This is a genomic window from Mesopusillimonas faecipullorum (genome assembly GCF_020539505.1).
In the GTDB taxonomy this organism is placed as follows: domain Bacteria; phylum Pseudomonadota; class Gammaproteobacteria; order Burkholderiales; family Burkholderiaceae_B; genus Mesopusillimonas; species Mesopusillimonas faecipullorum.
The window spans coordinates 1-443 of the sequence record NZ_JACDXW010000032.1 but is presented as its reverse complement, the minus strand read 5'-3'; the positions used below and the strand labels follow the sequence as shown (position 1 = coordinate 443).

Below are 443 nucleotides of genomic sequence, written 5' to 3'. Positions count from 1 at the left end.
ACATAGTAGCTACCTACCGAAGTAGACAGCGACTACGTCGCATGCTCAAAGAAAAATCCAGAGCTTTTACTTGACATAAAAACTTGGCTTCTTCACTGTGAGCACTTGGTTACTTCGCTTGAGCATTACTGCCCAATGGCGACACGCATTCCAAGCGCCCACATTTATCGGTTGTTTCGTTGTTAAAGAACAGGGTACTGCCGCGTTAGCGCCGTTGCGCATCACACTTACTGCTTGTTTTACTGCCGGTCGTCGTTGACACTTCGTGTCGCCTTCGTCATCAGCAGAGAAACGAAATTATGAACTCTTTTTTGAGGCTTGTCAAATCGGCTTAACAATCTGCCGGTATTTTCTGCGTTGGTCGCAGGGTTGAGAAAACTGCCCCAACCTACCGACTGCCGGGGTGTTGCTACCTGAACGTTACCGCTCAAAACCGCACCACG

At 48.8% G+C, this 443-nt stretch carries 1 protein-coding gene; it reads right to left on the bottom strand.

Annotated features, from left to right (window positions below; genetic code table 11):
- Positions 1–239: 239 nt before the first annotated feature.
- The coding region (locus H0484_RS15070) for a hypothetical protein (protein ID WP_226955447.1) at positions 240–443 on the bottom strand (204 nt) is incomplete at its 5' end.